The sequence below is a fragment of the Streptomyces sp. 63XJN7_1_ISO-PGPR-S23-121 genome, from assembly GCF_056173025.1.
On record NZ_CM149653.1, the window covers coordinates 5,009,374 to 5,036,179 of the forward strand.

21 protein-coding genes and 2 pseudogenes are annotated in these 26,806 nt (G+C 72.7%); 11 read left to right on the plus strand and 12 right to left on the minus strand.

The features are described 5' to 3' along the window. Window positions 1–26 precede the first annotated feature (26 nt). The 7 genes from AC0VYN_RS22175 to AC0VYN_RS22205 are packed head-to-tail and all read right to left on the minus strand — an operon-like array spanning window position 27 to window position 7,057. Window positions 27–1,058 carry an MCE family protein gene (locus AC0VYN_RS22175; RefSeq protein ID WP_475532379.1) on the minus strand — a complete coding sequence of 344 codons (1,032 nt, stop codon included), beginning with the start codon at window positions 1,056–1,058 and terminating at the stop codon, window positions 27–29. Then, window positions 1,058–2,152: an MCE family protein gene (locus AC0VYN_RS22180; protein ID WP_475532380.1), complete on the minus strand. Its 1,095-nt coding sequence runs from the start codon at window positions 2,150–2,152 to the stop codon at window positions 1,058–1,060. The genes AC0VYN_RS22175 and AC0VYN_RS22180 overlap by 1 nt, the downstream gene beginning before the upstream one ends. Continuing rightward, on the minus strand, window positions 2,149–3,207 hold the full coding sequence (locus AC0VYN_RS22185) for an MCE family protein (RefSeq protein ID WP_475532381.1): 1,059 nt from the start codon (window positions 3,205–3,207) through the stop codon (window positions 2,149–2,151). The genes AC0VYN_RS22180 and AC0VYN_RS22185 overlap by 4 nt, the downstream gene beginning before the upstream one ends. Then, window positions 3,204–4,457, minus strand: coding sequence for an MCE family protein (locus AC0VYN_RS22190; RefSeq protein ID WP_475532382.1), 1,254 nt, complete (start codon window positions 4,455–4,457; stop codon window positions 3,204–3,206). The genes AC0VYN_RS22185 and AC0VYN_RS22190 overlap by 4 nt, the downstream gene beginning before the upstream one ends. Before the next feature lies 1 nt (window position 4,458). Next, window positions 4,459–5,265 carry an MlaE family ABC transporter permease gene (locus tag AC0VYN_RS22195; RefSeq protein ID WP_475532383.1) on the minus strand — a complete coding sequence of 269 codons (807 nt, stop codon included), beginning with the start codon at window positions 5,263–5,265 and terminating at the stop codon, window positions 4,459–4,461. 5 nt (window positions 5,266–5,270) lie between these two features. After that, window positions 5,271–6,035, minus strand: coding sequence for an MlaE family ABC transporter permease (locus AC0VYN_RS22200; protein ID WP_385466115.1), 765 nt, complete (start codon window positions 6,033–6,035; stop codon window positions 5,271–5,273). Beyond that, window positions 6,032–7,057: an ABC transporter ATP-binding protein gene (locus AC0VYN_RS22205; RefSeq protein WP_475532384.1), complete on the minus strand. Its 1,026-nt coding sequence runs from the start codon at window positions 7,055–7,057 to the stop codon at window positions 6,032–6,034. Before AC0VYN_RS22205 ends, AC0VYN_RS22200 begins: the two co-directional genes overlap by 4 nt. A 736-nt stretch (window positions 7,058–7,793) precedes the next feature. Between AC0VYN_RS22205 and AC0VYN_RS22210 the strand changes: the two genes are divergently transcribed. The 5 genes from AC0VYN_RS22210 to AC0VYN_RS22230 all read left to right on the plus strand — a co-directional run bounded on the left by AC0VYN_RS22210 (window position 7,794) and on the right by AC0VYN_RS22230 (window position 13,326). Further along, window positions 7,794–8,426: a hypothetical protein gene (locus tag AC0VYN_RS22210; RefSeq protein WP_475532385.1), complete on the plus strand. Its 633-nt coding sequence runs from the start codon at window positions 7,794–7,796 to the stop codon at window positions 8,424–8,426. Between the two features lie 115 nt (window positions 8,427–8,541). Beyond that, a complete protein-coding gene (locus AC0VYN_RS22215) occupies window positions 8,542–10,128 on the plus strand; it encodes a DUF6801 domain-containing protein (protein ID WP_475532386.1) in 1,587 nt (528 codons plus the stop codon). Window positions 10,129–10,172: 44 nt separating this feature from the next. Next, complete coding sequence (locus tag AC0VYN_RS22220) at window positions 10,173–11,123, plus strand: hypothetical protein (protein ID WP_475532387.1); 951 nt, start codon at window positions 10,173–10,175, stop codon at window positions 11,121–11,123. A 212-nt stretch (window positions 11,124–11,335) separates the two neighbouring features. Then, complete coding sequence (locus tag AC0VYN_RS22225) at window positions 11,336–12,544, plus strand: PucR-like N-terminal domain-containing protein (RefSeq protein WP_475532388.1); 1,209 nt, start codon at window positions 11,336–11,338, stop codon at window positions 12,542–12,544. 278 nt (window positions 12,545–12,822) lie between these two features. Beyond that, window positions 12,823–13,326, plus strand: coding sequence for a MarR family winged helix-turn-helix transcriptional regulator (locus AC0VYN_RS22230; RefSeq protein ID WP_475532389.1), 504 nt, complete (start codon window positions 12,823–12,825; stop codon window positions 13,324–13,326). Window positions 13,327–13,397: 71 nt separating this feature from the next. Here AC0VYN_RS22230 and AC0VYN_RS22235 read toward each other — a convergent pair. From AC0VYN_RS22235 to AC0VYN_RS22250, 4 genes and pseudogenes are all read right to left on the minus strand, one after another. After that, window positions 13,398–13,823: pseudogene (locus tag AC0VYN_RS22235) on the minus strand (ATP-binding protein); the annotation flags it as partial. Then, window positions 13,823–14,229, minus strand: a pseudogene (locus AC0VYN_RS22240) (STAS domain-containing protein). The pseudogenes AC0VYN_RS22240 and AC0VYN_RS22235, both read right to left, overlap by 1 nt. Continuing rightward, on the minus strand, window positions 14,226–15,122 hold the full coding sequence (locus AC0VYN_RS22245; protein WP_475532390.1) for an STAS domain-containing protein: 897 nt from the start codon (window positions 15,120–15,122) through the stop codon (window positions 14,226–14,228). Before AC0VYN_RS22245 ends, AC0VYN_RS22240 begins: the two are co-directional and overlap by 4 nt. Before the next feature lie 139 nt (window positions 15,123–15,261). Continuing rightward, window positions 15,262–16,425, minus strand: coding sequence for a PP2C family protein-serine/threonine phosphatase (locus tag AC0VYN_RS22250; RefSeq protein ID WP_475532391.1), 1,164 nt, complete (start codon window positions 16,423–16,425; stop codon window positions 15,262–15,264). A 184-nt stretch (window positions 16,426–16,609) separates the two neighbouring features. On the opposite strand from AC0VYN_RS22250, the gene AC0VYN_RS22255 reads away from it, so the two are divergent. Together AC0VYN_RS22255 and AC0VYN_RS22260 are read left to right on the plus strand one after the other, a co-directional pair. Continuing rightward, window positions 16,610–17,044 carry a MarR family transcriptional regulator gene (locus AC0VYN_RS22255; RefSeq protein WP_475536957.1) on the plus strand — a complete coding sequence of 145 codons (435 nt, stop codon included), beginning with the start codon at window positions 16,610–16,612 and terminating at the stop codon, window positions 17,042–17,044. A gap of 339 nt (window positions 17,045–17,383) precedes the next feature. Beyond that, the gene (locus tag AC0VYN_RS22260; RefSeq protein WP_475532392.1) at window positions 17,384–17,518 is read left to right on the plus strand and encodes a hypothetical protein; all 135 of its coding nucleotides are present in this window, start codon (window positions 17,384–17,386) and stop codon (window positions 17,516–17,518) included. Between the two features lie 36 nt (window positions 17,519–17,554). Here AC0VYN_RS22260 and AC0VYN_RS22265 read toward each other — a convergent pair whose 3' ends face one another. After that, window positions 17,555–18,085: an SRPBCC family protein gene (locus tag AC0VYN_RS22265; protein ID WP_451690732.1), complete on the minus strand. Its 531-nt coding sequence runs from the start codon at window positions 18,083–18,085 to the stop codon at window positions 17,555–17,557. A 180-nt stretch (window positions 18,086–18,265) separates the two neighbouring features. Between AC0VYN_RS22265 and AC0VYN_RS22270 the strand changes: the two genes are divergently transcribed. The 4 genes from AC0VYN_RS22270 (at window position 18,266) to AC0VYN_RS22285 (ending at window position 26,793) form a co-directional block, all read left to right on the plus strand. Then, the gene (locus AC0VYN_RS22270) at window positions 18,266–19,483 is read left to right on the plus strand and encodes a phospholipase D-like domain-containing protein (RefSeq protein WP_475532393.1); all 1,218 of its coding nucleotides are present in this window, start codon (window positions 18,266–18,268) and stop codon (window positions 19,481–19,483) included. An 82-nt stretch (window positions 19,484–19,565) separates the two neighbouring features. Continuing rightward, entirely contained in the window at window positions 19,566–20,648 is a 1,083-nt protein-coding gene (locus tag AC0VYN_RS22275) for a DNA polymerase III subunit beta family protein (protein WP_475532394.1), read from the plus strand. Between the two features lie 74 nt (window positions 20,649–20,722). Further along, on the plus strand, window positions 20,723–21,577 hold the full coding sequence (locus AC0VYN_RS22280; protein ID WP_475532395.1) for a DUF4132 domain-containing protein: 855 nt from the start codon (window positions 20,723–20,725) through the stop codon (window positions 21,575–21,577). Further along, entirely contained in the window at window positions 21,574–26,793 is a 5,220-nt protein-coding gene (locus AC0VYN_RS22285) for a hypothetical protein (protein WP_475532396.1), read from the plus strand. The genes AC0VYN_RS22280 and AC0VYN_RS22285 overlap by 4 nt, the downstream gene beginning before the upstream one ends. Window positions 26,794–26,806: the final 13 nt, after the last annotated feature.

Sequence of the window (26,806 nt, forward strand, 5' to 3'; positions counted from 1 at the left end):
CCTTCCCCGGCGTCGTACGACGCGCTTCACCGCTCCCCCTTCCCCGGGGCCGATGCCGACGACGCGGAGCCGCCGGTCGCCGGCAGGGGCAGCAACGGGCCGCCCGTGCTGATCTCGTTGAGGTTCGCGCGGCCGTCGATCATGCCGGTGCCGGGGTCGTAGGCGCCGACGAGGTTGTCCGCGGCGAGCGGTGCGACGTCCAGGGCCTCGGCCAGCGAGGTGCGCTGTCGGACGAGGGTCTGGGTGATCGGGACGAGCCGTTCGACGTTCTTCTTCAATTCGCCCCGGTTGTCCTTGATGAAGGTCTTCACCTGGCCGAGTGCGGTGCCGAGTTCCTCCAGCGCGCCCGCGAGGTCGTCCTTGTTGTCGGCGAAGTAGCCGACGACCGTGTCCAGTCGCTCCTGGGCGGTGCGTACGCCGGTGTCCTTGTCCTTGAGCATCGTGGTGAAGGTCTGGAGGCTGCTGAGGGTGGCGAACAGGTCGTCGCTCGACCCGTCGAGGGTCTTGGTGGCCTTGCCGAACTCCTCGATGCCCTCGCCGATGGCCTCGCCGTTGCCGTCGAGGTTGGCGGCGCCGGTTCTCAGCAGGTCGGACAGGGCCCCGTCCGCGTTGGCCCCGTCCGGCCCCAGTGCCTCGCCGAGGTCGGTGATCGAGGCATAGAGCTGGTCGATCTCGACCGGGGTGCGGTTGCGGGAGGCGGGCAGCACGGCGCCGTCGGCGAGGGCGGCCCCGGAGGTGTAGGCGGGGGTGAGCTGGACGTAGCGGTCGGCGACGACGCTGGGCGCGACCACCAGGGCCCGCGCCGACGCCGGCACGCGTACGCCCTCGTCCAGCGCCAGCTCGACCCGCACCCGGGTGCCCTGGGGGTGGACCGACTCGACCTCGCCGACCCGGATGCCGAGGATGCGCAGGTCGGAGCCGGCGTAGATGCCGACGGCGCGGTCGAAGTAGGCCGTGATGCGGGTGCCGTCGGAGCCCAGGGCGCGCACCGTGGCGAGTCCGGCGGCGACCACGGCGAGCGCGATCGCGGCCGCGAGGAGTCTTCTGCGTCTGCTCATCACTCACCGCTCCCCTCGGCCGCCGCCGGCTGCTTGGGCGGCATGCACGACGTCTTGGGCTGGGACTGGGCGGGCAGGTAGTCGCGAGGCACCACCCCGCACAGATAGCTGTCGAACCAGCGGCCGTTGCCGAGGGTGTTGCCGACGAGCCGGTAGTAGGGGCCGACCAGGGCGAGCGTCCGGTCCAGTTGGGTGCTGTTCTCCTCCAGGACGGTGGTGACCCGGCCGAGCGCCTTCAGCGTGGGGCCGAGCTGCTTCTCGTTGTCGTCCACCAGGCCGGTCAGTTCGGTGCCGAGGTCGCGGCTGCCCTTCAGCAGGGCGGTGATGGCGTCCCGCCGGTCCTGGAGTTCGCCGAGCAGCGGCCCGGCGTCCTCGATGAGGGTCTCGAAGCTGGACTTCTTGTCCTTCAGCGTCTTGGTGAACTGGACGCTGCCGCCGAGGAGTTCGGACAGTTCACGGTCGCGCTTGGAGACGGAGCGCGACAGGTCGGACAGTCCGGTGGCGGCCTTGCGGACGTGTGGCGGCGAGTTCTCGAAGGTCTCCGAGATCGTCTCGAAGCTCTCGGCGAGCTGCCGGGTGTCGATGGCGTCGACGGTGGAACCGAGGTCCTGGAACGCCTGGGTGACGTCGTACGGCGAGGTGGTCCGGGTCCGCGGGATGCGGTCGCCGGGGTCCTGTTCCGCGGCGCCGAGCGGGTCGAGGGCCAGGTACTTGTCGCCGAGCAGGGTCTTGATGGCGATGGCGGCGGTGGTCCGGTCGCCGATCCAGACGTCCTCGACCTCGAAGGTGACCTTCACCCGGTCGCCGTCGAGCCGGACCGAGCTGACCTCGCCGACCTTGACGCCGGCCACGCGCACCTCGTCGCCCTCGTCCAGTCCCGCCGCCTCGGTGAAGTCGGCGCTGTAGGTGGTGCCGCCGCCGGTGAGGGAGATGCGGTCGGCGTTGTAGGCGAGGACGGTGAGCAGGGCCAGCAGGAGCAGGCCGACCAGGGCCACGGCGACCGGGTCGCGGTCCTTGACCGGCTTCAGGCGCGGTGGGCGGCGGCGTGCGGGGGCGGGGGTGTCGCGGTGCTCGGGCCGCAGCGGCAGGGTCATGCGCCGCACCTCGCTTCGGTGACCGCGATACCGGTCGGCGGCTTGGCGCCGGTGGAGGTCGTCACGCCGCCCACGCGGGCCTCGCAGAGGTAGAGGTTGAACCAGGAGCCGTAGGAGGACAGGCGGCCCAGGGCGGTCAGCTTGGCGGGGGTGCGGTCGAGGAAGTCCTCGATCTGCGGGGTGGCGTCGCCAAGGTTCCCGGAGAGCCGGCCCAGTTCGCGGACGTCCTGCTTCAGGGGCGCGCGGCCCTCTTCGAGGAGGTCGGCGGTCACGGTGGTCAGGTCGCCCATGGCGGCGACGGCCTTGCCCAGGGGCTTGCGGTCGTCGTTGAAGCCGGTGACGAGTTTCTGGAGGGTGTCCACGAGGTCGTCGAAGTCGGCCTCGCGGTCGTTGAGGGTGGTCAGGACCGTGTTGAGGTTCTTCACCACCTCGCCGATGACCTTGTCCTTGGCGGCGACCGTCGTGCTGACGGAGCCGATGTGCCGGACGAGGCTGTCGACGGTGCCGCCCTCGCCCTGGAGGACCTGCACGATGGAGCCGGCGAGTTCGTTGACGTCCTTCGGGGAGAGGCCCTCGAAGAGCGGCTTGAAGCCGTTGAAGAGCAGGGTCAGGTCGAGTGCGGGGGCGGTGCGTTCGAGCGGGATGGTCTCGCCGGCGTCGAGGGTGCCGGTGAGGTCGCCGCTGCCGCGGTCCAGGGCGATGTAGCGCTGCCCGACCATGTTGAGGTACTTCACGGCGGCGGTGGTCGACGCGGGCAGGGTGCGGTCGCCGCGGACGCTGAAGGTGACCTGGGCGGTGCGCCGGTCGACGACGCGGACGTCGGTCACCTCGCCGACCTCGACCCCGGAGATCCGTACGCTGTCGCCGTCGGTGACTCCGGTGGCATCGGTGAACAGTGCCTTGTAGGAGAGGCTGTGGTCGCCGATGCCGGTGCCGGAGACGCTCAGCCCGAGGACGGTCGTGGCCAGCACGGTGACCACCAGGAAGGCGAGGGACTTCAGCACCGGGCCGGTCAGCGGACGGCGCCGGGTGTGGCTGGTGCTCCGGGATGTCATCGCAGGGTCACCTCCGTGCCGCGCAGTGCCGGTCCCGCGAGGAGGCTGCTCCACTCGGGGAGGTCGGCGGGGGCCTTGCCGGTGGCGGGCGCGAGGAGTTCGTTGACGAGGTCGTTCTCCTGCGGGGAGTTGGCCGGGCCGAGGTCCTGACCGGCCGCCGCGGGCATCTGTACGGCCGGTTTCGCGGAGACGCCGAGGTAGGGCACGGGGTAGCAGCGGGGGCCGCCGCCGGCGCCGTAGGAGGGGGTGTCGCTGCCGGGGCGGTAGGCGCCGCGGGAGGGCACGGTGGTGACGTCGACGCGCAGGCCGGGCCGGTCGGTGCCCTTGCCGAGGGCCTTGTCCATGGCCGGGACGAAGTCGGCGAGGGTCCGCAGGGTGCAGGGGAAGGCCGAGGAGTACTCGGCGAGCAGTTCCAGGGTGGGCCTGGAGGATGCGGAGAGGCGGATGATGTTGTCCTTGTTCTGCCTCAGGAAGGCGGTCATGTCCTCGGCCGTCGCGGTGGTGGCGCCGAGGGTGCCGGCCAGCTCGCTCTCCTTCTCGGCCAGGGTGCCGCTGGTGGTGGTGAAGTCGGTGAGGGCCGTGAGGATGTCGGGGGCGGCGTCGGCGTAGACGTGGCTGACCTTCACGAGCTCTTTCAGGTCGCGGTTGAGAGTGGGCAGTTGGGGGTTGAACTCACGCAGGTGGGAGTCGAGGAGCGTGAGGGTCTCGCCGAGCCGGTCACCGCGTCCCTCCAGGGCCTGGGAGACGGCGGAGAGCGTGGCGGAGAGCTTCTGCGGCTGGACGGCGGTGAGCACGGGCAGCACGTTGTCCAGTACCTGCTGGAGTTCGACGGCGCTCGCGGAGCGGTCCTGCGGTATGACGGCACCGGCGGCCAGCGGCCGGGCGGAGGGCGACGCGGGCGGGACCAGGGCTACGAAGCGTTCGCCGAACAGGGTGGTGGGCAGCATCTGGGCGCGCACGTCGGCCGGTATGCGGTCGAGGGCACCGGGCCGCAGGGCGAGGGTGAGCCGGGCGCCGTCGGCGGTGGTGTCGATCTCGCGCACCTCGCCGACGACGACGCCGCGCAGCTTCACCTCGGCGCCCAGGTGCATCTCGTTGCCGACGCTGCCGGTCTCCACGACCACGGGGGCGGAGTCGGTGAACTGCTTGTCGTAGACGGCGACCGCGAGCCACACCAGCAGGACCGGGACCACCAGGAAGGCCACTCCGGCGAGCCGGCGGCGCACCGTCGCGCCTCGTGCTCCGTTCATGTCAGCCCGCCACCTTCACGGTCGTGGTGGCGCCCCACAGGGCCAGGGACAGGAAGAAGTCGGTGACGCTGATCAGCACGATGGCGTTGCGCACCGACCGGCCGACGGCCACGCCGACCCCCGCCGGGCCGCCGGAGGCGCGGTAGCCGTAGTAGCAGTGGGCGACGATCACCATCACGCTGAAGATCAGCACCTTCAGGACGGAGAGCAGCACGTCCGTGGGTGAGAGGAACAGGTTGAAGTAGTGGTCGTACGTGCCCCGCGACTGGCCGTTGAAGAGGACCGTGACGTAGCGGGAGGCCAGGTAGGAGGAGAGCAGCCCGATCGCGTAGAGGGGGATGATGGCGACGACGCCGGCGATGATGCGGGTGGTGACCAGGTAGGGCAGGGAGCGGATGCCCATGCCTTCGAGGGCGTCGACCTCCTCGTTGATGCGCATGGCGCCGAGCTGGGCGGTGAAGCCGGCGCCGACGGTCGCGGAGAGGGCGAGGCCGGCGACGAGCGGGGCGATCTCGCGGGTGTTGAAGTAGGCGGAGACGAAGCCGGTGAAGGCGGCGGTGCCGATCTGGTCGAGGGCCGCGTATCCCTGGAGGCCCACGACCGTACCCGTGAACAGGGTCATCGCGATCATCACGCCGATGGTGCCCCCGACGACCCCGAGGCCGCCGGTGCCGAAGGCGACCTCGGCGAGCAGCCGCTGCACCTCTCTGAGGTAGCGGTGCAGGGTGCGCGGGATCCAGAGCAGGGCGCGCACGTAGAACAGGAGTTGGTCGCCGGAGCGGTCGAGCCAGACGAGCGGGGAGGCCACGGACCTCAGCCTCCCTTCGGCGGGACGAGTTGGAGGTAGACGCCCGTCATCACCATGTTGACGAAGAAGAGCAGCAGGAAGGTGATGACGACGGACTGGTTGACGGCGTCACCGACGCCCTTGGGGCCGCCGCGCGGGTTCAGGCCGCGGTAGGCGGCGACGATGCCCGCGATGAACCCGAAGACCAGGGCCTTGAGTTCGCTGATGTAGAGGTCGGGCAGCTGGGCGAGCGCGGAGAAGCTGGAGAGGTAGGCGCCGGGGGTGCCGTCCTGGAGGAAGACGTTGAAGACGTAGCCGCCGAGGATGCCGACCGCGGAGACCAGGCCGTTGAGCAGGACCGCGACGCCCATGGTGGCCAGGACGCGGGGCACCACCAGGCGTTGCACGGGCGAGACGCCCATGACCTCCATGGCGTCCAGCTCCTCGCGGATGGTGCGCGAGCCGAGGTCGGCGCAGATCGCGGAGCCGGCCGCGCCCGCGATCAGCAGGGCGACGATCAGCGGGCTGGCCTGCTGCACGACGGCCAGCACGCTGGCGCCGCCGGTGAAGGACTGGGCGCCGAGCTGCTGGGTGAGCGAGCCGACCTGGAGGGCGATCACGGCGCCGAACGGGATGGAGACGAGGGCCGCGGGCAGGATTGTGACGCCGGCGATGAACCAGAACTGCTCCACGAACTCCCGGAACTGGAAGGGCCGTCGGAAGATCGCGCGGGCCACTTCGGCGGCGAGCGCGAAGAGCCGGCCGGTCTGCCGCAGGGCACCGGTGATCATGTGCCGCTCCCGGCGGCCGGCAGCGGCAGCGTCGTGGCCGCGGTGCCGTGAGCGCCGGCTGCGCCCCCGGCGTAGGTGCGCTCGATGGCGGCACGGGCGGCGGGCGGCAGCCGGTCGAGCATGCCCAGGACCCGCTCACGGCGCCGGGTGACGGCGCGGCGCGGCGGCAGGCCGGGGGACGGTTCCAGTTGAGGGATGATCTCGCGCGGACCGTCCGCGCCCCGCGGTTCCGCGGCCTCGGCGGCGAGGGTGGCGGCGTCCTTCTCCTCCGACATCCCGATCGGTCCCTCGCGGCGGCCGGCCAGGAACTGCGCGACGACCGGCTCCTCGCTGGTGAGAAGCACCTCGCGCGGACCGAAGGTGACCAGTTCGCGCCGGAAGAGCATGCCCATGTTGTCGGGGACCGTGGCGGCGATGTCGAGGTTGTGGGTGACGATCAGCATCGTCGCGTCGATCTGCGCGTTCAGGTCGATCAGCAGTTGGGAGAGGTAGGCGGTGCGGACGGGGTCGAGCCCCGAGTCGGGTTCGTCGCACAGGATGATCTGCGGGTCGAGCACGAGCGCGCGGGCGAGTCCGGCCCGCTTGCGCATGCCGCCGCTGATCTCCCCCGGCAGCTTGCCCTCGGCGCCCAGCAGTCCGACGACGTCGATCCGCTCCATGACGATGCGGCGGATCTCCGACTCCTTCTTCCGGGTGTGTTCGCGCAACGGAAAAGCGATGTTGTCGAAGAGCGACATGGAACCGAAAAGGGCGCCGTCCTGGAACATGAGGCCGAATTTCTTACGGGTCTCGTATATATCCCGTTCGGGGCTGTTCACCATGTCGACGCCGTCGATGAGGACGCGGCCACGCTCCGGCTTCAGCAGTCCGATGAGCGACTTGAGGAAAACTGTCTTTCCGGTTCCGGACGGACCGAGCATGACACTGACCTCTCCCGCAGGGAGCGTGAGGCTCACGTCCTGCCAGATCTTCTGCCTGCCGAAGGACTTGGTGAGACCCTCGACCACCACTTCGATTCCCATATCACCTCCAAAGTGGGTGAGGCCGGTGCGCACCGGGGAGCGCACATTAAGCCGGTGCACGGTTCACTGACAACAACTGGTGCGCCGGACTCGGCCGGCCTCTCCGTTCTTTGTCACCGCGGAGACAAATCACGCCGTCGCCTTTGTCTGCCGGGTGCGGGGCAGGTCCGCGCGGCTCCCGGGGGGACGGGCTCCGCACGGTCCTGCCGACGGATGTCCGCACCTGAAGGAGGGCAAGGCCGGAAGTCATCCGTCGCGCCTCCGCGGCAGGGGGCCCCACCAGGAGATCAGCGCCGTGTCCGGCACGCTACGGCTGAGTAACCTGAGGGGCAAGAGAAGGATCCGACTTTCCCGAGGGATTCGGTTCGGCCATCCCGACTTTGTCAGCGCGGCGACAAGTACCCGCCTCGTTCTTGTCATTCAGTGAGCAATACCCCGCCCGAACGGAGCCGGGGGAACGCCTCCCACCTGCCCGGAGCGGTCCGGCGCCGACCCCGGCACGGATGCGTCCTTAGCAGCGGATGACTAAGCCGGACAGCGGACTGCTCACCTGGAGAACAGGTATTTCCCTTCTCCAAAGAATCATGGTCGGCGCCATTGTTCGCCTAAGTTTCCCGCGAGTAACGTCGTGGCTCGCGGTCGAGGATTTCCGAGCCGCGGACCGTCCGTTCACCCACTCCACAGGTACGGGCGCGATCCCCCTCTGCCGGTCAATCCACAAGGGAGTCCCCAAGTCATGAAGAAGCCTCTGACAAGAATGGCCGTCGTGGCGGGCGCGGGCGCCGCCGCCTTCGCCATGGCCGTCGCCCCCGCCTCGGCCGTCCCCTCCACGGTCTGGACCGTCACCCCGTCGCCGGCCAACTTCTCGGCGACCAACAGCGGGAACATCGTGCTGACCGCCAACATCCCGATGACGTGCACGACGTCCAGCGCGTCGGGCACGATGGCCAGTGCCACCGGCAACCCGGCGACGGTGGCCGGCATCAACGCCATCAACTTCGGTACCAGCACGTCGCCGTGCACCAGCGTCCTGGGCAACGTCACCACCATCGCGACCACGCCCTGGACCGTCGTCGCCCAGGACTACACCGCCTCCACCGGTGTGACCAGGGGCTACGTCGGCAACGTCAAGGCGAAGGTGACCGCGGGCGCCTGCGTGTTCAACGTGCAGGGCAAGGCAACCGCCACCTACACCAACTCGACCGGCATCCTCGCGGTCGCCAGCGTCAGCGGTGACCTGAGCGTCACCTCGGCCTCCGGCTGCGGCACCGTGGTCACCACCGCCACCAAGCCCACCTTCAAGGGCAACTACGCGGTCAAGGTCACGGGCACCACCACCATCCCGAAGATCGTCGGCTCCAACCCGTAACAGGGCGCGGCTCGCCGCCGCCCGGCCGGTGATCCCGGCCGGGCGTGGCGGGCCGCCCGCACGCGGCGGCCGCCGTCGGCCGTCCGGACCGTGACCGACCCGAGCGGAGTGAGAGATGACAGCCCCCCGTACCGCCGTCCGGCGGACGGCCCGCAGCCGCGCCCGGAGCGCGGCGATCGCCGCGTTCGTCGTGCTGGGCGCCACCGTGCCCGCGGCGGCCGGGGCGGCCGGTACGCACGAGGTCGTCGCCGCGCTGCCCTACGTGTGCCTGTTCCCCTCCGGCGAACAGGCCGCGACGGTGAGGGTCGAGGCGGCCCTCCCGGAACGCGTGGCGATCGGTGAGCCGATCGAGCCGGCGGACGTGACCACGACCGTCGAGCTGCCGGAGCCGGCGGTGGCGGACCTGGCGGCACTCGGCGCGTCCGGCGTCCGGGCGGCGACCCGGCTCGCGGTCGGCGTCACCCAGGGCGAGGTCACCGCCGAGGCGACCTGGCGCGGCGGCACGGAACCCACGGCCCTGCCCGCGACCGGACCGCTGACACTGACCGCCACGGGGGACGTCCCCTCGGTGACCGGGCAGAGCGGGGGTCGACTGACCATGACGGCAGGGGACTTCGCCCTGGACCTGAGTCCGACCACCGCGGAGGGCGGCGCCACCGACCCCGCCGCGGTGACCGTCGACTGCACCCTCGCCGAAGGCGCCCCGGACGGGGGCCGGCTGGCCGGCGTCCTGGTCGGGACGGACGAGCCGGGCGGGGGAAGCGGCACGGACACGCCGAGCGGATCGCCGTCCGGAACGCCCTCCGCCTCCGGCACGCCGCGGCAGCCCGAGGAGGACCCGGCGAACCGGCAGGACGAGCGGGCCCCGAAGGTCGCGGATCCCGTGCCGGGCCGTGCCGCCGCCGGGCGGAACGCGCCGACCTGCAAGTACGACGCGAAGTACCCGGCCGGACCGATGTCGCTGAACGCGTACCTCACCGGCTACGCCAACGTGAACAAGCTCGACGGCGCCGCGCTGGTGCCACCGTTCTGCACGCTGATCACCCAGGGCGAGCCCCAGTTCGAGTTCTTCCCGGACTTCAGCGGCGCCACCATCACCCAGCACTCCACCGCGGACCTGTACTACCAGCAGCGCAAGCAGACCCCGCCCTTCCAAGCGACCTTCCTGACCTTCGACTTCACCCCGACGACGGCCACGATGGTGCTGGAGCAGACGGGGCCGATGACCATCGACTCGCACGGCACCACCGACTTCTTGTTCACCAGCACGGACACCTACGTCCGGGCACCGGTCGTGCTCCGGGTGACCTCCCTGAAGGTCAACGGCACCCCGCTGGACGTGGGGACGACGTGCCGGACGAAGACGTCCCTCGCCTCCCCGGACCCCGAGCCGGCGAAGTATCCCGGCGACCACCTGGTCCTGCACGGCCGGGGCGAACAGGTCACCGGCGAGCCCGCCACCGGCTACCTGCTGCTGTCCGGCGGCCCGCTGACCGGCGAGGTGAGCATCCCCGCCTTCACGGGCTGCGGCACCGCGGCCGGCGAGAACCTCGACCGCCTGCTCACGGCCTCGGTCTCCGGCCCCGGCAACTACGTCAAGCAGATCCAGGGCCAGGCCTGCTTCGTCTCGGCCGAGGTGCCCAACCCGGACGAGTGCACCCCCGACCTGCAACCCCTCAAGGTCCCCGTAGCCGAACGCTGATTCCTCTCCGTCCGTTCCTCTCCCACCCCTGACCGGAAGGCCACATGATGCGGTTCTCCCTCGGCGCCAGAGTCGCCACCACCGCCACCGCCCTCGGCACCGCGCTGGGCGCCTTCGCCTCCATGGGCACCGCGACCGCGGCGACCGCCGTACCGAACGGCGAGTGGGCGCCCTTCACCCGGTGCCCCGTGGACGCCCCGGCGATGCTGGCCGCCGACGGCCTGACCCGCACCCCGCAGTGCGTGGTCTCCACCTCGGCGAGCGGCTCCATCAAGCTCGGCAACACCACCGTGACCACGGGCCGGACCAACCTCCAGATCGGGGTCATCCAGAACTCCGACGGGAGCAGCTCCGTGGTGGCCCCGGCCGGCGGCGCCCTCGTCGCCGACTCCGCGACCGTCCCGGGCGGACTGCTGGGGCTGATGTGCCCGAGCAGCATCCCCGGCATCACGGCGATCTGCGAGCAGCTCAACAACAGCTCCCTCAACAAGATCACGGCGACGGTGGAGTCCGTCGGCGCGCCCTACGACTTCGACCAGACCGCCGGCATCCTCACCGACCTGCCGATCGTCGCCATACCGGTCCGCATCCACCTGGAGAACCCGTTCCTCGGCAGCAAGTGCTACATCGGCACCGCCGCCAACCCCATCGTGCTGCGCCCGAGGAACCTGGAGTTCCCCGAGTTCGGCATGTCGTTCTTCCAGGGTGACGGAACGGTCGCCGACGACGGCGAGATGAGCCGCATCAACCTCACCGGGGCGACGCAGAACGACAGCACCTTCGCCGTGCCCGGCGCCAGCGGCTGCGGGCTGGGCCTGTTCGGCCTGATCGACGCGGCGGTCAACGCCAAGACCGGGCTGCCCTCCGCCGCCGGGAAGAACAGCGTGACGCTCGGCAACAGCCAGACCCACCTCGCCGGTCTGAACGCCCCCGGCACCGTCGCTCCCGACGCGGGCAAGCGCCTCTCGCAGAACTGGCACTCGGCCGTCAACTAATGGCCGCGCGACGGCGATTCTCAGCCGTCCCGGCAGTCCTGTCCCGTCCCACAGCACCGAAATGTGCACGGACTGTGTACGTCCCATCGAACTTGATTTAGCTTCAGCAGCCCAGACACGCATCACCTCATGTCCGGTCGTGTGCCTCCCTGTGAAGGACCCGGGCACACGACCGGCACACCGTGGGCACCGGAGAGCAAGGGACGGCACTCATGCCTTCAACCACGCGGCCGCCGGAGGTCGGTGAACCGCTCGAACCACTACCCAAGGAGTTCGCCGCCTTCATGCGGCCGGAGTTACCCGGCCTCATGAAGGAGATCGGCGCCGAGGTCACCCGGGCCTATCCCGTCTACGGGCGGCTGCTCAACGGCCCCAACGCCGACGCCATCCGGCAGGGCGTCGAGCAGGCCCTGTACGCCTTCGTGGACCGCGTCGCCGACCCCGGCAAGAACGCGGTGCTCCGCGACGAACTGCTCCGCAGGTTCGGCCGCGTCGAAGCCTACGAGGGCCGCGAACTGGACACCCTCCAGGGGGCGTACCGGCTCGGCGCCCGCATCGCGCTGCGCCGAGCCAAGGCCCTCGGCCGGCAGCACCGCCTCTCCCCCGCCCTGATCCTCGCCTTCGCCGACGCCCTGTTCGCCTACGTCGACGAACTGGAGCAGATCTCCCGCGAGGGCTACGCCGAGGTGCAGTCGCGGGCCTTCTCCGAGGTACCGGCGCGACGCAGACGGCTGCTCCACCTCGTCCTGGCCGCTCCCCCGCTGCCCCAGGCGCTCCCCGGGCTCTGCGACGCCGCCGCCTGGCGCCTGCCCACCGACGTCACCATGGTCGCCCTGCGCTCACCGGTGCCCGAGCACCTGGAGGCGGGGCTGGCCGACGACGTCCTCTTCGACCTGGACGTCCCCCAGCCGCACCTGCTGGTGCCCGGGGCCCTCACCCCGGAGCGCCTGGCGATGCTCGACGCGGCCCTGGCGGGCTCGCACGCCGTGGTCGGGCTCACCGTGCCCCTGACCCAGGCGGCCGACTCCGTCCGCTGGGCGCGCCGTGTGCTCCAGCTGATCGACGAAGGTGTGGTCGCCGACGCTCCCGTGGTCCGCTGCGAGGACCACCTGGTGACGCTGTGGCTGCTCTCGGACCCGGCTCTCGTGGCCCATCTCGCGGCCGGCGAGCTGGCCCCGATCGACCACCTGCCGGCCGGCCGCCGCGACCGGCTCGTGGAGACCCTGCGGGTGCACGTCTCCACCCGGGCGTCGGCGGAGCAGGTCGGCGCGCTGCTGGGCGTGCACGCCCAGACCGTCCGCTACCGTCTGCGGAACCTGGACGCCCTGCTGGGCGACCGTCTCGCCCACCCCGACCACCGGTTCGCCCTGGAGGCGTCGCTGCGGGCCCTGCACCTGCTCTCCCGCGACACCGGGGAGTAGGAGCGGCACGTTTCGGAGGGGGCCCGGCCGGCCGCCGCGCCGTCCGGGCCCGCCCGACGGGGCGTCCCGCCGCTGGGGCCGGAACAGGTGGCGTCGCGGTCGGCGAGCCTGGTCACTCATGTGACCTGTCGCGTGCTGCCCCGACCCGGCCCCGCCGTCGCACTGCCCCGTCGTGCACACGGCGGGGCCGGCGGTGCGTGCCCGGCGGCTCTTCGGGTACCGCGTGGAGGTGAACACGGTATCCGTACCGACGAGTGATGACTGAAAGTGATGCGTTCGTGACTCGCCTCAGTGGCCCCGGGGATGAATCGGCCGGCGGATCGGTCGACGGCCCCCTGGCTCTCGCACTGGAGATCGCCGATGCCGTCGAGGCCCTGACACACCTGTGGACCGTGGCCGCCCAGGGGGCGAGCCTGCGCCTGTCCCCGCACCAGTTGCGCGCCCTGCGGATCCTGGAGTCGGAGCCGGGGCTCAATCTGACCGCGCTGGCGCACCGCATGGAGATGGGACTGCCGACCGGCAGCCGGCTGTGCGACAGGCTCGAGGCGGCCGGTCTTCTGGAGCGCGTCCTGCATCCGCGCAAGCGGCGCGAGCTGCAACTGCGTCTCACCGGGCACGGCCGGCAGGTGCTGGAAGAGGTGGCCGCACGCCGGTCGCAGGCCCTGGCCGCCGTGCTCGCGGCCATGGAACCGGCCGCCCGGGAGGCGCTGCACCACGGCCTGCCCGGGTTCCTGGCCGCACGCAACCGCGGCGTCCTCGGCCCAGGCGCCCCCCGGTCCTGACCGCAACGGGTCAGCCGCTCCGGCCGGCGGTCCTCCGCGCCGGTCGGGTCCGGCTCACGGCGTGGCCGAGCGGGCCGGGGGAAGCCGGCCACCCAGTCGGTGACGGTGACGGTGGTGCCCTGCCCGGGGTCGCTCTCCAGAGTGAACTCCTGGACGAGTCGCTCGGCCCCGCTCAGGCCGAGCCCGAGGCCGCCGCCCGAGGTGTAGCCGTCGGTCATGGCCAGCTCGACGTCCCGGATGCCCGGACCGGTGTCGACGAAGGACAGCCGCAGCCCGCGGGCCGCGCCGTCCTCGAGCCGCGTCATGTCCACGTGACCGCCCCCGCCGTGCACCAGGGTGTTCCGGGCCAGTTCGCTGGCCGCGGTCACCAGTTTCGTCTGCTGCACCAGGCCGAAACCGAGGTCCGCGGCGGCCTGGCGCACCTGCTGGCGCACCCGGCCCAGATCGACGTCCGAGCCGATGAGCAGGCGGGTGGTCGCGGCGAGTGGAGCTTGCATCACGCGCCCTCTTCCGGGTGAGCGGGCGGGGCCGGTGCTCGGCCCAGCAAGGACAGCGCCCTGTTCACGTCCAGGGCCGTCACCTGGCCGGGCAGGGTGAGGCCGGGCTCGACGAGGGTGATGGCCACCGCGGGGCGCATGCCGGCCGGCACGGTACGGGTGGCCGGCAGCCGCGCGCTCGCCGCGCTCTCGGCCAGGACGCGGCCGAGGAAGGAGTCGACGACGTCCACGCCGGAGATGTCGATCACGACACCGCCCGCCGGTGCGGGACTGCTGGCGATGCGGTGGGCGGCGTCGTGCCGCAGTCGCTCTGCCGCCCGTCGTGCGGTTCTCCCTGGAGGGTGACCAGCAGGACGTTTCCCAGCGCGAGCACCGGCACCGGGTGGGTGGCGAAGGCACTGGTCACCGCTGACTCGCTCCCAGGACCGGGCGCGGCGAGACGACTGTGTCGTGCTGGTTGAGCGCGTGGGCCAGGGCGTCGGCCAGGGTGGCCCGCGTGACGACGGTCCCCAGGTCGATGCCGAGATGGACGATGGTCTGGGCGATGGCCGGCCGGATGCCGGAGACTATGCACTCCGCGCCCATCAGGCGGGCCGCGGCGACCGTCTTCATCAGGTGCTGCGCGACGAGCGAGTCGACGGTCGGCACGCCGGTGATGTCGAGGATGGCGTACCGGGCCCGCTCGGCCACGATCGCCTCCAGCAGGTTCTCCATGACGATCTGACTGCGGGCGCTGTCCAGCGTGCCGATCAGCGGCACGGCGACGATGCCCTCACACAGCTTGATGACCGGGGTGGCCACCTCGAGCAGTTGTTCGCGCTGGCGCGCGATCAGTTCCTCCCCGGCGCTGACCGTCGTCTGCATGACCACCAGCCGGAGCGTTCCCATCAGTACCGTCAGCGCCAGCAGGCACGCGTGCGCCCGCTCGCCGGCCGGCTCCTCGTACTCGGCCCGCAGCAGCGCGCCGACCGGCTCGCGCAGGCCGGCGACCTCGTCGGCGATCCGCGACGGGGCCGTCCCGGCGCGGCTCCGGGAGGCGGACATCCGGCCGAGCTGGTCCCGCACGGCGGCGAACCCGGGAGCCCCGACGTCCTCCAGCCGCCCGGTGCGGGCCACGTCGGCCAGGGCGTCGACCACGGCCTTGCACGCCTCGACCGCCTCGTCCCTCGAAACGGTGAAGACCGTGCGGAACAGCGCGGCGTCCGCCCATCGCTGGGCAATCTGTTCCCGGCGCTCCTGGAAGAAATCCGCGAACTCCTGCGCCACGTCGGGGGCCGTGTCGTGCTCCGTCACCTGCATCGTCTCCCTGCTGTGCCTCTTGGCCGGCCGGATGGCGGACCACGAGGCAATTATTGCCGAATGACAAACATCAACGCGCCGGAGTGAGGCGAACTGCACGCGATCGTCACGATCGGGCGCCTCCCGGCCGTCGGCCGCCCTACGGCCTCCCGTGCCAGTCCAGGCACATGACCAGGGCGTCGTCCTCCGGCGCGGCCTCGCCCCGGTGACCGGTGAGCTCACGCAGGACCGCGCCGGGCACCTCGGCGGCGGGCAGCAGGCGGGTCGCGTGGATGGCCCGGACCAGGGCCGCCTCCCCGTACCTCTCGCCCTTCGGAGAGGCCACGGCGTGCACGCCGTCACTGACGAGGACGAGCCGGTCACCGGGCTCGAGGTCGAGGTCCTGCACCACGTAGTCGGTCTCCTCGAACATTCCCAGCGGCAGCTGGGCGTCGAAGGAGACATGTTCCACGGTGCCGCCGCGCAGGCGGAAGAGCTGCGGGGAGCCCGCGTCCACGACGCTCGCCCGGCCCGCGGCCAGATCGAAGTCGAACATGAGCACGGACAGGTAGCAGCGCCCCTGGTAGTGGGCGTAGACGGCCTGGTCGGCCAGGGCGGCCTGGTCGGCCAGGGGGATGCCGGCGCGGCGGGCGTTGCGCAGGGCGTTGATGGCGAGGTTGGTCAGCAGGGACGCCTCCATGCCCTCGCCCATGCCGTTGGTCACGTACAGCATCAGGTGGTCGGCGGAGGCGGACCAGTCGAAGTTGTCGCCGAAGATGGCGTAGGCGGGCTCCAGCTGAGCGCCCAGCTCGTACTCCGGGCGGGCGCAGGAACGGCCGGGCAGGAGCTGCCACTGCATCTCGGCGGCCAGGGTCAGCCGGTCCTTGCGGCGCGTCTGCAGATACAGGTCCGTGTCACGCTCCGCCACCACCACCTCGCGCCCCAGCACGTCGGCGATCTCGGCGAGTTCGGACTCCCACTCCTGCGCGTCACCGGCCCCCGGCAGGGTGAGGGACAGCACACCGAGCCGGTCGCCGCGCACACTGACCGGCAGGTGCAGGCGCGCCCGTCCGTCCCGCACCTCCTCGCAGTACGGCTTCTGCGAGCCGAAGGCCCGGCCCGCCGGGCTGCTGTGCACCGACACCGGCTCGAGGGTGTGCGGCAGCACGGAGACCGGCTGGAGCACGGTCAGGCCGTAGTCGGCCATGAAGAGCTCGACGTCCTCCGCGCCGTACTGGTCCGTCAGTACGGCACGGACGGCGTCGAGCAACTCGTGGGGAGCCGCTGTGCGCAGAGCGCGCGCAGCGACCTCGAATCTGTTCATGACGGGAAATACACCATTCTTTCGCCGGACAACGGGCGCGGTCCGCTGGCGGAGCCACATCGGTCGCCCCAAGTCATCTGTGACCAGCACGCGCGCCTAGTACGCTGGCAGGCACCCCAGTGCCTGCGAAAGTGTGACCGTGACTGCCTTCCGCCGCCGCCCGGAGCCCGACGAGGTCGCGCGTGTGACCACGACGGCCGTTGAGCTGCTGGAAGTCGTGTGGGGCCGGGCTTCCACGGCGCCCACGTCAGCCTCCCAGCTGCGCGTGCTGCACATCCTCGAGCACCACGACGGCATCAACCTGCGCACGCTCGCCGAGTCCCTGGCCTCCACGCCACCCTCCACCAGCCGACTGTGCGACCGGCTGCACGCGGCCGGATTCGTCGAGCGGGCACCGGGGCCGCAGGACAGGCGCGAGGTGCGCCTGCACCTCAGCGGCCGGGGCCGCGCGTTCCTCGCCGACCTGCGGACACGCAGGGAGCGGGAGCTGCGGAAGGTACTGGCGGACATGCCCGCGGCCAAGCGGGTCGCCCTGCTGGAGGGACTGGAGGCGTTCTGCGCCACCGCGGCGGCGCAGACGCACGACGACGCCTCGCGCTCCGACAGCCGGACCGCCTGAACCACCGCCCGCCTCGCCGGAGTCACTGCCGCCCTCGGGCGAGCGTGACCAGCGCACGGACAGATCTCCGTCCACCGGAGCATTCCAGGTCCTTCCCAGCAGTCCGACACGGTTACTTTGTTGCCTCACGGCCATTGTTGTCAAACGACAACAATGCTCCTCGGCAACCCTTTCCGTCGCTCCATTACCCGCTGAGGGGCAGATTTTGCACGGTTGTGCGGAGATCTAGAAACGACGGGCACCTGCTCGCCGGGTGTAGGCGGAAGCCGCCGGGGAATGCGGGCGCTGGCCGACCGGACGTCCGGGAGCGTCGGCCGTCGTGAGGAGAGAGGGACATCGATGGGAAGCAGGGGGATGAAGGCGGGCGTGGTCGCGCCGGCCGTCGTCACGGGGAGCGCCGCCCTCACGGGCTGCGGTGGCGACGGCGAAGCGGAGACGCACCGGGCGGCGCGGGGCGACCGGGTGCGGGCATGACCGCCGGGGTGCCGGGCAGGCTGCCGCGAACTTGTCCTAGGCGGACCGCTCGGCGAGCTCCCTGATGCCGCGCAGTGTGCTCTCGATGCCGGTACGGAGCTCGTCGAGGCGCCGGGCCACGATCTCCTCCTTACGCTCCGGCCGGTGCTCGACGGCGAGCGTGACGCCGTTGCGTCCGGGACCGAGGACGGCCGTCTGGCGCAGCCGGGTGCCGTCGCCGTCGGCGTCGAGTTCGTAAGCCCAGGAGGCCAGCGCCTTCCCGGGGTCCCGGACCGGTTCCCCGAAACGGCCGTCCTCGTCCAGGACGGCCCAGGCGAACACCCGGTGCTCGTCCAGCCGCACCACGTGGGAGACGGTGCGCCACTCGCCCAGCAAGGGGTGCCGGTTGTGTCCCTCGAAGCGCGCGCCGACCGCGGGGGCCAGAGCGCCGTCGAGCCAGGCCACCCGCCGGAGCTCCGGGCTGAGCCGGGCCGGCAGGTGGATGTCGGTCACCAGGTCCCAGACGCGCGGCACGGCCGCCCGCACCCGTACGTCGCACCGCACCCGAGGAAGCTCCGCAGCGCCCATGCCGTCCCCTCCGTGTCCGTCGGGCACCGCCCCGCGACGGCCGGCGCCCCTACCGATCCGAGTTCGCAGACTAGTGGAGGCCGCCCTGCGTGATGCCGGTGACCAGGGGTACGCGGGCGGTTTGAGCCTCCGTGGCCCCGGCAGCGCAGGGACGGCCACGAAACAGAAGGTGAAGAACCGATGCCAGAGCAGGTTTCAGCGCCCGGGCGCGCGACCACGACAGACCCCCGGCCCGGTGCCGGTACGGACGGTGTCCAGCGCCTCCGGCGCCGGCTGGAGCGGCTCATCGGCGTGGCCGCCACCGAGGGGAACGAACTCACCGCGCTGCGCAACGGCGACGAGATCTTCCCGGCCATGCTGGAGGCGATCCGGTCGGCCCGGCACACGGTCGACATGATGACGTTCGTGTACTGGCGGGGCAGCATCGCCCACGACTTCGCCGGCGCCCTCGCTGAACGGGCCCGGGCCGGGGTCCGGGTGCGGCTGCTGCTGGACGGGTTCGGCGCCAAGGAGATCGAGCCGGAGCTGCTCGACAGCATGGACACCGCCGGTGTGCAGGTGGCCTGGTTCCGCAAGCCGCTGTGGCTGTCCCCGTTCAAGCAGAACCACCGCTGCCACCGCAAGGCGCTGGTGATCGACGAGGACACGGCGTTCACCGGCGGGGTCGGCATAGCGCAGGAGTGGTGCGGCGACGCCCGCACCCCGGACGAGTGGCGCGACACGCACGTCAAGGTGCGGGGCCCGGCAGTGGACGGCATCGCCGCGGCGTTCGCCCAGAACTGGGCCGAGTGCCACGACGACCTCTACGACGACCGCGACCGGTTCACCGAGCACACGCAGCCCGGCACCTCGGTGGTCCAGGTGGTGCGCGGCTCGGCCAGCTTCGGCTGGCAGGACATGCAGACCCTGATCCGGGTCATGCTCACCTCCGCCGAGCACCGGTTCCGCCTGGCCACCGCCTACTTCGCGCCCGACACCTACTTCATCGACCTGCTGTGCGCCACCGCACGGCGCGGGGTGACCGTCGAGATACTCCTGCCCGGCCCGCACACCGACCAGCGGGCCTGCCAGCTGGCCGGCCAGTACCACTACGCCCGGCTGCTCGACGCGGGCGTGTCGATCCGCCAGTACCAGCCGACCATGATGCACGCCAAGATCATCACGGTCGACGGGGTGGCCTCGCTGATCGGCTCCACCAACTTCAACCGGCGTTCCATGGACCACGACGAGGAGGTCATGCTCGCCGTCCTCGACGAGGAGTTCACCGCCGGTCTGGACCGGGACTTCGACGCGGACCTCGAGCGCAGCGTCGCGATCGACCGGGCCCGCTGGAAGCGCCGCGCCGCGCTCCAGAGGGTGAGGGAGGCCGCGGTCCTGCCCGTCCGCCGCTTCCTGTAGACCGGCCGGCCCGCGCGGGCCCGGGCCGGGGTTTGACCCTCGACCTGGTCAAGGGCCCAGAGTCGTCGGTGTGGAGAGCGAGATGCGCAGCATTGGTGAGACGGCCCGCGACAGCGGCCTGGGCGTGAGCGCCCTGCGGTTCTACGACCGTGCCGGTGTGCTGGTTCCGGCCCGGGTGGACCCGGTGAGCGGCTACCGCTGGTACGCGCCGGAGCAGGTGGAAGAGGCACGGGTGCTGGTCCGGCTGCGGCGGGCGGGCATGCCACTGGCGGACGTCCGGCTGGTCCTGGCCGGCTGGTCCGGCGCGGACCGGGACCTGGTGCGCACGCTGCTCGAGGCGCATCTGCACCGTCTGGAACAGGGCCTGTCCGAGGCCCGCGACGAGTTCTCCACGCTCCGCGCCCTACTCGACCACAGGGAGAACCCCATGACGTCGCTGCGTACCGGTACCGTCCGGCTTTCCGTCCCCGCGCCCGAACTGGCCGCCGCGTTGGACGCCGTCCGCTTCGCGGCCGGCACCGACCCCGCGCTGCCGATGCTCGGCGGGGTCCTGTTCGACCTGGAGGACGGCGCACTGCGCGTGGTGGCCACCGACCGGTACCGGCTCGCCGTGGGACGCCTCGACGCCGCCGGGTACGACGGACCCCGTGTACAGGTCGTCGTGCCCACCCCGCTCGTCGACGCGATGCGGGCCCTGCTGACCGGCCCGGAGGACGTCCGGCTCACCGTGGACGGCGGCCGGGTGACGCTCGAGAGCGGGGACCGGCAGACGGCCGGTCAGTGTCTCGCGCACGACTTCCCCGACTACCGCCGTCTCGTCCACCTGCCGTCCGGGTGCCGGGCCGACGTCGACGTGCCGGCCTTCCGGCGGTCCCTCGAGACCCGTCCCTTCCGCCCGGACGAGGCCGGCGGGCAGGACGGCACCGGGAGCATCCTCAGCGTGCTGCGCGTCGCGGACGACGGCACGGTGACGGTCTGCGACGACGGCGACGAGGCCCCGGACCGCATGGCCGTGAACCGCGCGTACCTGCTGCACGCGCTCGACGCCGGCTCCCGGGACCGGCTGGTCCTGGAGTTCGGCGCCCCCACCGCGCCGCTCGTGATCCGCCGGCCCGACGACGAGGACACGTTCTCGCTGCTGATGCCGGTCCGCCTGGAGAGCTGACCGCCCCGCGGCGTTGTCAGTGGCCTGTCCTAGAGTTCCCTGCACTTGATCACTGCGGGTGCGGGGAGGCACGTATGGGGTGGGTGACGGCCGGGGACTACGAGGTCGCCCTGGACGGCGGGAAGGTGGTGTGCCGCAACGCGGCCGGCCGGCGGCTGAAGTCGGTGCCCGCCAAGCTCGCGGACGATCCGGCCGTGGTCGGGCTGCGGCAGCTCGCCGAGTGGCTGGAGCGGCACGAACGCCAGTGCCTGACCGACGTGGAGCGGTGGATGGTCCGGTCACTGCCCGTGCCCCTCGACGTCCTCACCCGGGTGTGGCCCGATCCCGCCTGGCGGTCCGCCCTGCGCGACCTCGTGGTCACCGGGGCGGACGGCGAGGTCGCGGGGTTCCTGCGGGACGCCGACCCCGAGCGCGGGCTCGGTCTCGTGGACCTCGACGGGGACACCGTGCGCATCGCCCCCGCCCTCGTCCGCCTTCCCCACCCGGTGCTCCTGGAGGACCTGGAGGAGTTGCGGGAGTTCGCCGTCGAACTCGGCGTCGAGCAGCGGGCCCAGCAGCTCTTCCGCGAGGTCTGGCACCGGCCCGCGGCGCCGGACGCCGAGGCCACCTCCGTCGAGGAGTACGCGGGTGGCGCCTTCAGGGAACTGCGTTTCCTGCACGGGCGGGTCACCCAGCTCGGCTACCGCGTGCGCGGCGGATACGCCGTCTGCTCCGTGCGCGAGGAGGGGCACGGCGTCGAGGCCCGCGTCTGGGTCGGCGACTACGAGGGTTACGAGGAGACGGAGACCGGTCCCCTGGTGTGGACCGACGCCGCCGGGCAGGTGCTGAAGCTCGGCCGGGTCGGGCCCGTGGCCTGGTCGGAGGGCATGCGCATGGCCGCGGCGCTGTACGCCGGACGCGACATCGAGGACGAGGAGCGGGCGGCATGAGCAGCACGCACAGGACGAACACCGCCGGCGGCAGGCACTCCCTCGACGCCGCCACCGCCGCCGCTTTGCTCGAGGCCGGCGCCGTGCTGCCGGCGGGGAGCACCGGCCGCGAGGACGCCGACACCCTCACCGTCCGCACCTACACGCACCCCGCCCTCGACGGCCGCAGTGTCGTCCGGCTCGTGCCGGGCACCCTCGGCGAGGCCGAGGACCTCGCGCTGGACTTCCTCGGACTGGCCCGGGAGCCGGAGACGCCCGAGGTCGGCCAGGTCCTGCGGGAGACCCTGGGCTTCCCCGCCTGGGCCCTGGTCAACGACCCGGCCAACGGGCACCACGCCCTGGCCCTCGTCAAGGACGTCGAGCGGCTCGCCCGGCAGGCCAAGTCCCGTCCCGGCACCGCCAAGGAGGGCTTCGAGGAGCTCGGCGAACGGCTCGGCCGGGCCGTGCCGCACTTCCTGCCCACCTTCTACGAGCAGGCCGCCCGCGTCTTCCTCCAGCACGACAACACCACGTACGCGGCCGCCTTCTTCGGCAAGGCGCGGCAGGCCGAGCGGGTGCACGCGCTCACCGTCGACGAGGAGCGGCAGCGCGCCGTCTTCCTGGAGTTCGCCTTCGCCGGGGCACTGACGGTCAAGGCGCTCAAGGAGCACGTGAAGGACCTCGCCGCGCGGCTCGACGGCGCCCGGGCGTGGGACCAGTTCCGGCAGCTGACCGTGGAGCGCTGCGCGGCCGGCATGCCGCCGTACGCGTCACTGCCGCAGGACGCACGGTCCCTCATCAAGGCCGCGGGGCTGCCCCGGGTCGAGGCGGAGTGCGCCCTGGTCGCCGACCTGATCGCCTCGCCCGCCGCCGTGCGGGCGCCCGCCTCCTTCTGGACCGCCTACCGGGCCACCCTGCCCGTCCTCGCCGGACGGCACCCCGGGGCACGGGCCCGGCTGCTGGAGATCATGCCGGCCGGACTGGGCCGCGCTCCGGAGGACGACGAGTTCTGGCTGACGCTGCTGGCCGAGTGCGGCGCCGACCGGCTGCTCACCGGCGAGACCGACGGCTCCGGCGGGGACCGCGCGGCGGACGGCGACGGCAAGGACGGCGATGCGCCGGAGGGTCCCGGCGCGTCGGACGGCGGCGGCGCTGCGGACTGGCTCGGCCGGTGGGCCGCGCACCGCAAGCACGGCGCCGCGGTGTGCGACCGCTCCCAGGCCACCCTCGACCTCGTCGCGCGCATGGCCCCGCGCCTGCGGGCCGGCGGACGGCCGGTCGACCTGTTCACGGGCCGTCGGCACGCGGGCGCCGACCTCGACCTGCTCGACCTGTGCGTGGCGGAGGGCATACCCCTCTCCCTCCCGGACCCCGGCACCGAGGTCCACCTGGGCCTGGACCGCTGGGTGCTCGACACCCGGCCCGGGCGGCGGGACCTGGCCGCCGTCGCGGCGGACCCGCGGCTGCGTCCCCTGCTGCTGCGCGCCGTCGGTTCCGTGGGCCGCGAGCGCCACACGGCCAAGGTGCTGGAGCACCTCGCCGGGCATCCCGTTCTCGGCGGCGTGCTGCACGAGTGGCTGGACGGCGCGGTCGCGGAACTGGAGGGCGCGGTGGGCCTGCCCGGGGCCCGCGAGGCGCTGCACCGGCTGACCCCCTACCGTCCCGTGGCCCCCCGCGTCCATCCCGAGGCCGTCGCCCGCGTCGCCCGGTACGAGACCGCTCCCCTGCTCGGGCGCACCCTGCGGGCCGGCATCCTGGACGAGCTGGGCTGGCCCGCGCTCGACGAGGCGCTGCGGCTGCTGGACGCCGAGACGTACCAGGACCGCGACAACACGCTGAGCGTGAACGAGGCCTGGCCCTGCCTCATCCTGAGCCGGGGGAAGAGGGCGGTCGTCGTCGGTCCGGACGGCATCGTGCTGCAGCACGAACTGCGGCTGCCGGTCGACCTGGGCCGCTGGCAGCGCCCGCAGTTCCGCTACACCGACGGTGAACTGCTGGTGGTGTGGTGGCACGACGGCAAACAGCGCGGCTACTGGTCGGGCCGGCCGGCCGAGGTGATCACGCTCACCGGTGAGCAGGTGGTCCACGCGTGGCACAGCGACAGCACCGGCGCTCCGTCCATCCCGCTGCCCGCAGGCGGCCGGGCCACCGGCGGTCGCACCCTGCACGCCGGTGACACGGTCCTGCCCGCCGGCCGCCCCCTCCTCGGGGACGGCACGCTGCTGTGGCGCCAGGGCAGGCAGGGACGGCAGCGGGTGTGGCTGGAGTACGACCCGGAGACGGACACGCACGGACGCGCCTCCCTGCCCGCCTTCCTGCGCTCCGGCATCCGGGACGACGCGACGCTCTTGCAGGACCAGTGCGAGACCCTGCCCCTGCAACCGGGCCTGGAAGGAAGCCCGTTCGGTACCGACGGAGCCGTCCTCGGCCGCTGGGTGCGTGCCGAGGACGAGGCCGACGAGGCCCGCACGACCACCGGGACGCCCGACGGGCGCACCGTCACGCTGCGGACGCCGCGGCGCGCGGCACGGGCCGTTCCGCTCGGTGCGCTGCGGCTGCCCGGTGGTGCCGAGCCGGTCGTCGCCCGCCGGTACCGCCGGATCGACCTGTTCTCGCCGGACGACGGCACCGCGGCCGGCGAGCTCGGCGGGGTGACGCCGAACGAGCGGGGCGGGACGTACGCCGCGGGCACCCGGCTCGTGCCGCCGCTCGCCTTCTGGCACGCCTTGCGTCCGCGGGACGAGGCCGCCTCGGCGGTGCTGCGCGCCCTCACCGACGAGCAGGCGGCCGGGATAATGCGCGACGCGGCCCGGGCTCTGGCCGAACGTCAGGCCCAGGTGGCCGCGGCCGCCGCCGCCGGCGGAGATGCCGGCGGCTCCACCGGGCAGGCGGGTGGCGCGAGGGGGTCGGCCCGCCGTCCCGGCCGCATGGGCGGCCCCCGCACGGGCGTCGGCGCATCCGGTGGCGCCGGCGCGACGGTGGACGGCGACGGCAAGCCCGCGGTGCCGACCGCGGACGAGGTCGTCCGGCGCGTGGTGTCCCGGTCGCTGCCCGGCGTGACCGACGAGCGGCTCCTGACCGGCGTGGCGTCCCTGGTGCGCGCGGCGCTCCAGCTCGCCGACACCGCGACCACGTTCGTGACACCGCCCGTCGAACAGCCGAAGCGGGATCTCGCGGCGACCGAGGGCATGTTCCCGGACTACCGCCCCGAGCACGGCGACGACCAGACGGTGCGCGAGGCCACCGCCGGCCTCGCCGGTCTGTGGGGAGGCTGGCGCGGCAAGGACGAGTGGAACACGCTCCGTCAGATCCGGGCGGTGAACCACGTGCTGTCCGGAAAGCCCGCCGGCGGGACGAAGCTGCCCGACAGCGCCCGCCTCGCGGCCTCCGGCGACGGATGGGACAGCGACGAGCACACGATCCCCGGCATCGGCATGGTCTGGCCGCCGCTGCTGGGCGTACTGCGGCCGCTCGCCTACCGTGCCGCCTCGCCGACCCTGCCGGACGCCGGACGGGAAGCGCTGGCGCTGCTGTTCGAGGCGCTCGCCGAAGGACCCCTCGCCGTGCCCGGCGGCGTCCTGCGCGAGACCGTGCTGAGCGAACCGGGCGACGACCGCAAACGTGTGGGGCAGGTGCTGCGCCGGGACGGCCGGACCGTGGTGATCCTCGGTTGCCAGAACGTCGACTACCACCGGGGGCTAGTCAACTGGCTCGCCCTCGACCACGATCCCACGGGCGCGTTCGGCGCCGTCGCCCACTTCGTCCTGCAGCGTGAGACCCGGTACGCGTCGGCGTTCACGGCCGACGGACTCGCCTCGATCGCCCGGCTGGTCCGGGAGAAGGGCGCCGCTCCCTGGCAGCCCGAGGCACCCGCCGCGCTCGCGGCGGCGACGCACGGGGGCGTGGGGCCGCTCCAGGCCACGGTGCTCCTCGCCGGGCAGCCGACGGAACTCACCGCCGACGCACTCGCCGCGACCGGACTGAAGCCCCGCCAGTTCGAGGCGGCCCGGGGCATGCTGAACTCCCTGGATGCCGAGGACCGCGCCGCGCTCACCGGTGCGCTGCTGCCCGAGGACCCCTCCGACCTGTGGACCCGCGGGCCCGACACGGAGGCGGCCGGCCGGGTGTGGGCCGAGCGCCTCGCCTCCCTGGTGCGGGTGCCGGAGGACACGGCCGACTGCCTCGGCGGGCTGCCGGCCGGCCACGCCGAGGAGGTCCTCAACCCGGCCCGCACGCCGTGGCTCGGCCGCACCACAGTCCAACGGCCCGACAAGGACGGCCGGCTGGTCGCGGAGGACCCCTCCGCGCTGCCCGGCGGCCGCGACCTGACCGGCGCCCTGGCCGCGCTCGGCGCGCTCGCCTACGCCCTGCCCTACGGCCACCCGCTGCGGGCCGCGCTGCCGGACGGCCTGGCCGCCCTGCGGCGCCGCGTCGCCGATCCCGGGCTGCTGCTGGGCCTGGACGTGGATTGGACGGAGAAGGGCGCGTCCACCGCCGTCGAGCTGCGCAAGGCGTACGGGCTGCCCGCGGCCGGCGGGGCCGACGCGGACGGCACGACCTGGCTCGGCGAGGCGCTGGCGCTGCGTCCCTCGCACGGCGACATGGAGACCGTGCTGGTCCGCCCGGCCGGCCTCACCGGTCCGGACGACGCCGTCTTCGGACTGCTCGAAGGACTCGTGGGCCCCGGTCGCGGCAGGGCCCTGCGGGCACTGCGGACCCTGCTCGGCGACGAACCGGCCCGGGTCGTCGCCGCCGGCTCGGACGCCGCGGGCCCCGTCGGCTTCGCCCAGGATCCCACGGTCGGCGCGCCGAAGCTCGTCGCCGAGGTCGCCGCGGCCCACGGCCTGGGCGAGGACGCCGCGGTGCTCTACCTCCAGCTGCTCGCCCTGCCCGATCCGACGGACCGCAACGTGGCCCGCTGGACCGGCTGGAAGCCCGCCCGGCTGAAGAAGGCCCGCGCCGAACTCGTCGCTACGGAGCTGGTCGTGGAGGCCAAGCGGTCCCGGGCCGGCCGCTCGCTCTTCCTGCCCTGCGGCTGGCTCGACCTCAGGTCCCCCGCCCTGCCGGTGGAGACGTGGAAGGAGGGCCTCTACCCGGTGCGCGAAGGACTGCGGGCCGTGCCGCTGCTGCCGGTGCCCGAGCTGTTCGCCCGTGCGTGGGAGCGGGTCCGCGCCGGCGACGCGCCCGCCTACGAGGAACTCGTCACCCGCGCCCCGCGCAGGGGCCGCCGCCGATGACCGCCGTCCCGAG